The sequence below is a fragment of the Bacteroides sp. 2201st1_D9_2201SCRN_220225 genome (assembly GCF_040928965.1).
Lineage (GTDB): Bacteria > Bacteroidota > Bacteroidia > Bacteroidales > Bacteroidaceae > Bacteroides > Bacteroides stercoris.
Window position 1 is genome coordinate 1 of the sequence record NZ_JBCODG010000127.1, and the last position, 4,860, is coordinate 4,860.

Here is a 4,860-nt window from a genome sequence, read left to right on the forward strand (position 1 = left end):
TGACAAACTTTTCAAAGAACTCATTTTATTTACTGCCAGAGCCGCTTAGGCGTGGCGAATTTTTAACGAATTATTGTCAGTTCAAACGTGATTTTACCTTTTGAAGTTAGACTCACAGCCTGGCAGACAATAATAGAATGGGATGACCGCTATGATCCACCCCAGGAAACAAGTTATGAAAGAACTACTACTGTAACGTTAAAAGCCGGACAAAAAGAGTCTGACCATAATAATTTCTGGCTTGGAGTATCCAATGGTGGCAGTTGGGGTTGGAACATCTATGTAAATGGTATTGAAAAGATCAATGGAGATACCTATGTTTACAATGGAATAACTTATAATATTGTGGTTTTATAATAAAATAACAACTACTATCTCCTGTTAAACATAAGAAGGTGTCTCACATCTTTGGACACCTTCTTTTTTAACATAATATAGATTCCTATCTGCACAATATTTTGTATTATGCCATTAAAATCTTAATCATCTGAACTCATCATAAGTATTTCCCTGGACATAATGAAATTTGCTATCAGAAAATTCCTCAAAATAAATACCACCTTGTGCCCATATAATACTTGCTTTCCCCGGAAGTCCCGGATCTAATGTTCCATATACATCCGGTTGCTCCTTAAATTCCCATACAGATTGCCCCACATTTAACGTTCTGGTCCAATCCCTGCTTTGGAAGCTTTCTGTTGGCGGCTGTGCACCTCCCCATTCATCCTGTTTATCTACATAAAATTCTCCTTGCACCTGATAAGTAATTGTAATGGGAGATGTAATCGGATAATCAGATGTAACAATAAACTTCACATAATGGGGATAGCCTTGAACTCGGTCAAGAGAAACTGATAATTGGTTTTCAATCAACTCCGGTATATCTTGCTCAAAATTTGCTGCAATAGTACTGTTAGAACTATGCAAGGTTGCAGTGGTACTTGAATTTCCTGAATTTGCGATAGTTGCATCTCCCTCCGTCACAATCCAACCGGAAAATTTATATCCTGTATTTGGAGTGGCTGTAATATTGATTGCATTTTCCACCTGGTAGCTGTTTGTTCCTGATGGGGAAACGGAACCACCGGAGCCTGCATTGACAGTCAAATTACGTTTCTTCTCCTTGAACCCGCAATGGAAAGTATGATCCTGACCACTTAAGTCTACATCAAATACGGATGTTCCAGATTGTACATAGTCATACTTTTTAGGCTCGCTTGATGGTCCGCCATAAAAATAGCTCACCTCATAACCAGCATCAGGATGGGCTTCAACCCAAACATGCTTGCGTCCATCATATAATCCTGCTCCCGTTGCATATCCCCCAGTAAAATCAACTCTTCCATCCGAAGAACGGGTTGTTACATCTTTCATACCTTCTCCTTCAATGGTAATACGTGTATCACCGGTAGGAGTCGGTCTGTCATTGCCGGAGTCCTGCTCCAAAACTTCATCACTCTGGCAGCCAACGAACATCGCCGTCAATGCCGCCAACAATAAGAATTTTACTTTTCTCATAATTAATTGTTTTTAAAAGATTTGTTATAATTGCATACAAGATGCTATTCTGAATCATTCAATACCTCCGCCTCAATACGTGCTTCGAACGTCGCATAAAGCACGAACCGGTTATCAAAATAATAGGTATTCCTTACCCTGCTGAACTTTATTTCCGCTCCCATCAACCGGAGTTCCTCCAGATAATTGCTGATGGTTCTCTCGCTTACCCGCACTTTGGCGGCCAGTTCACTTAGACTGCCTGTACTTTCCATCCGGATGAAGCGGTACGTCCGGTTGATCCGCTCTATGTAATTGACAACCGACAGATTTGTCATGGCTTATCCTCCTGTCCGGTTATGCTTAGGAACTTCCTGAAATATCTTTCCTCCAAATAAAGGCACTCCATCAATGCTCCTTTCCCTTCCCGCTCATACATACGCCGCAGGAGAGGGAAGTCCGTCACATAGAGATTCCATCTTATCTGGCTTTTTGCCCTGCCGTCGAGTGACTGTGTATCCGCACCTTCCATTCCATATTCCACAGAAAAGAAAAACAGGTTCTTCAGCCCGTATTTCTCCAGGAAAGCCAGATCCTTCGGACAAGCCTTCAGCCCGTCGGAAGCGATACACCGCAGGATAAGTTGTTCTATTTCATCTTTGATTGTCATATCCATACCAATATGGTTTTATAGTTTTGCCGTATTTCCTTATCTCATAATGTAGGTGATAGCCGGTACTTCTTCCCGTACTCCCTGCAAAGCCGATTACAGCCCCTTTCACGAGTTTTTTTCCCTTTTGTGGTATAATACGCAGCCAGATGAGCATACAGCGTTTCAAAGCCGTAAGAATGCCGTATAACGACACATCTTCCATATCCGCCTTTTTTCCCCGCGAAAGTAACCGTACCCGAAGCGGTGGCATAGACGGGTGCGGCCAGTTCCACAGCCATGTCAATACCCGAATGGAAACTACGTTTTTTCGTTAGAGGATGAATCCTGCCGCCATACGTGCTGCTGATACGGAACTTCTCTTTCAGGGGGCAGGCCAGCGGGAGCTTGTCTGTCATTCCGTACCGGGAAAGTATATCCCGGTAATCTTCCAAACTTTCCAGGTGTTCACACCTATCAAGTGCCATATTAAGCAGTTCCTTTCCGTCATCATGCCCGGAGAAAGAAAAAGGGAAAAACAATATGAACAGAAGCACTCTCATCGGGCTATCCTCCTTAATATCCTGTCGGCTTCCTCTTCCGTCTCCTGCTGTTCTCTATTCCTGAATACCTCTTCTGCATCCAGGAGCGACTTGTTCTTCAGTTTATACAGGAAATGCCGGCCACCGTTCTTTTCCTGGATCTCGATGACGAGTCTCTTTTTATCCGGAATGGTAAATTTGTTCATAGCCACCGTAAATGTCCGGCTCTCGTGTGCCGGTATCTCCTCCGGATAGTCGAAGGTGAACAAGATATTCTGCTCAAGCTGCTGCACCGCTGTTTTCTTGCGGATCTTGGCATCCTGAATATAGAATCTCATAAAATCCGTCGTATAACCGATTTGGGTACGGTTTGTCAGTGTCATACGCAACAACAGTATGTCCGCGTCGATAAAGATGTTTCCAATCTCGAACTCCATGCCGGCATTTTTATCTTTGAGTCCCAGATCCAGGGGTAGCCGTTTGCCTATTGCTTCTCTGATCCTTTCTTTCTGTTCGCTTGAACGTTCCTTTTCATCAAGTATGGCCACTTTTTGTGTATCTTCCTTATCAATAACGAAACTGAAACGTTCCGGGGCGGGTACATAGCGCAGGTCAAACGTATAGAATTTACCATTTTCAACCACTACGGAAATGTTCGTATCTTCTGTATAGGCTCGCATGGCTTTTACAGCCAGGATATTGTCCACTCCCTCGGCTTTCTCTACTTCCACATTCGTACTGCCGTAGTCCACATAAGAGACTGTAGCGGGGAAGATAAGAAACAGTTGCTTGTCTTTACCCACTGGCAGGATATGCGGTATGGGAGCCTCCCCATTTATACGCATATAGCTTTCTTTCGGATGCGCATTGTAACGTATGGCATAGGAGTAGAATTTCGTATCGGCGGTTACCACAGAGAGATTTGTTTCACCCGGAAAATTCTCCTCCGCAGCTTTCAAACGTATAATCTCCGGACAGTTCGTTACTTTCTCACCGATGACGTAATCTCCACCGATGCTGTAGTATTTCACTTCGGTAGGAAATATCAGGTGTAACGTCTTTTCATAGCCGATTTCCAGAGGTATGGCGGTGAGCTCTTCTATTTTTTGGGCTTTCCCTGAAAGAAAACTCAGGAGAAAAATGACTGTGATGTAAGTTCTATTTTGTATCATACTTATTTGTTTTTATTCCAGGGCACAAATAACATTAATAGATATACTGCAAGAAAAATGAACCAAAATGTTGGAACAGCGTATCCGCTTTTATAAAAACGAATTATGTTTTCGGTTAAAAAATCATGTTCCATTACGTTGATTTTAAATCATTCATATTATCAAGTTCTTTCAGAAACCGGGCTATATCTGCAGCCATCGGGAATATCCCGTCAAAGAGTTTGTACATCAGCTCCGGTTTTTGCGGCCGGTTCTGATACACAACCACTTTCTTGCCGGCTCCCTTCATCCATCCCGCCTCGGAATGCGCGGAAGCTCCGCAGGGAAGTACAAGTACACAAACATCAGCCCACCTCATGGCATCGAAGTCCGATTTAAAGCCTGTCTGGGCAAGCGGGTGCTCCAACGCGTCCAGGTGTTCATCCGTATCCATCTGCTGCCAGTTCTCACTAACCTGCGACCAGTGAAAATCCGTTTTTCCCTCGGGGTTCATGAAATCGTATACCTCGTGCCCATTCCGGCGCAGGAAGGAGACTATCGATTGCTGGTATTCATTTTGCCAGCTGCTTGCCACATAAACCTTTGCCATTGTTTCATTTTTTTCAATATGTTATAAGTGTTATTTCTCTGTTCTTATCAAAATTCTTATCTTTGTACCAGCTACGTCATAAATAAAATATTCTAAAATTTGCGTTGTTTCATTTCGTCCGGCTCGTGAGAGTAGGACGAAATTCTTGTATCATTTAATGCTCTATTTTTTTGCTTCCTTCAGCAATATCCTGTAATTGGTCTTGATGGTCACTTTTACTTTACGGATATTCTTGCTCGCAGCCGATTTGGTTGCACTGATGACGCTGTTTGCCGCCCCCGCCACAAGCTGGCTGCCTACATCAAGTCCGCCGGCAATGTTAGTGCCGGCCCCGCTTACTCCGGCCGCTTCCGCTTCCTGTATCGTTTCCGCCTTGGCATTTCCCGGGACGTAAATCCCTTCCATTGCATC

General features: G+C 43.6%; 7 protein-coding genes and 1 pseudogene. 1 reads left to right on the plus strand and 7 read right to left on the minus strand.

Annotated features, from left to right (window positions below; genetic code table 11):
* Nucleotides 1–87: 87 nt before the first annotated feature.
* Entirely contained in the window at nt 88–357 is a 270-nt protein-coding gene (locus AB5903_RS21695; RefSeq protein WP_272709847.1) for a hypothetical protein, read from the plus strand.
* Between the two features lie 126 nt (nt 358–483).
* Here AB5903_RS21695 and AB5903_RS21700 read toward each other — a convergent pair whose 3' ends face one another.
* The 7 genes and pseudogenes from AB5903_RS21700 to traM all read right to left on the minus strand — a co-directional run.
* Entirely contained in the window at nt 484–1,518 is a 1,035-nt protein-coding gene (locus AB5903_RS21700; protein WP_240058691.1) for a hypothetical protein, read from the minus strand.
* 44 nt (nt 1,519–1,562) lie between these two features.
* Nucleotides 1,563–1,835: an HTH domain-containing protein gene (locus AB5903_RS21705; protein WP_016662282.1), complete on the minus strand. Its 273-nt coding sequence runs from the start codon at nt 1,833–1,835 to the stop codon at nt 1,563–1,565.
* Complete coding sequence (locus AB5903_RS21710) at nt 1,832–2,173, minus strand: hypothetical protein (protein ID WP_004288856.1); 342 nt, start codon at nt 2,171–2,173, stop codon at nt 1,832–1,834. Before AB5903_RS21710 ends, AB5903_RS21705 begins: the two co-directional genes overlap by 4 nt.
* A pseudogene (locus tag AB5903_RS21715) lies at nt 2,151–2,709 on the minus strand (M23 family metallopeptidase). Before AB5903_RS21715 ends, AB5903_RS21710 begins: the two are co-directional and overlap by 23 nt.
* Nucleotides 2,706–3,860 (minus strand): conjugative transposon protein TraN, encoded by a 1,155-nt coding sequence (traN, locus tag AB5903_RS21720; RefSeq protein ID WP_016662284.1) that lies wholly within the window; start codon nt 3,858–3,860, stop codon nt 2,706–2,708. Before traN ends, AB5903_RS21715 begins: the two are co-directional and overlap by 4 nt.
* 133 nt (nt 3,861–3,993) lie before the next feature.
* Nucleotides 3,994–4,449, minus strand: coding sequence for a hypothetical protein (locus tag AB5903_RS21725; protein ID WP_151878273.1), 456 nt, complete (start codon nt 4,447–4,449; stop codon nt 3,994–3,996).
* A 162-nt stretch (nt 4,450–4,611) separates the two neighbouring features.
* Nucleotides 4,612–4,860 (minus strand): conjugative transposon protein TraM (traM, locus tag AB5903_RS21730; RefSeq protein ID WP_368118279.1); only part of this gene is annotated, 249 nt, incomplete at its 5' end.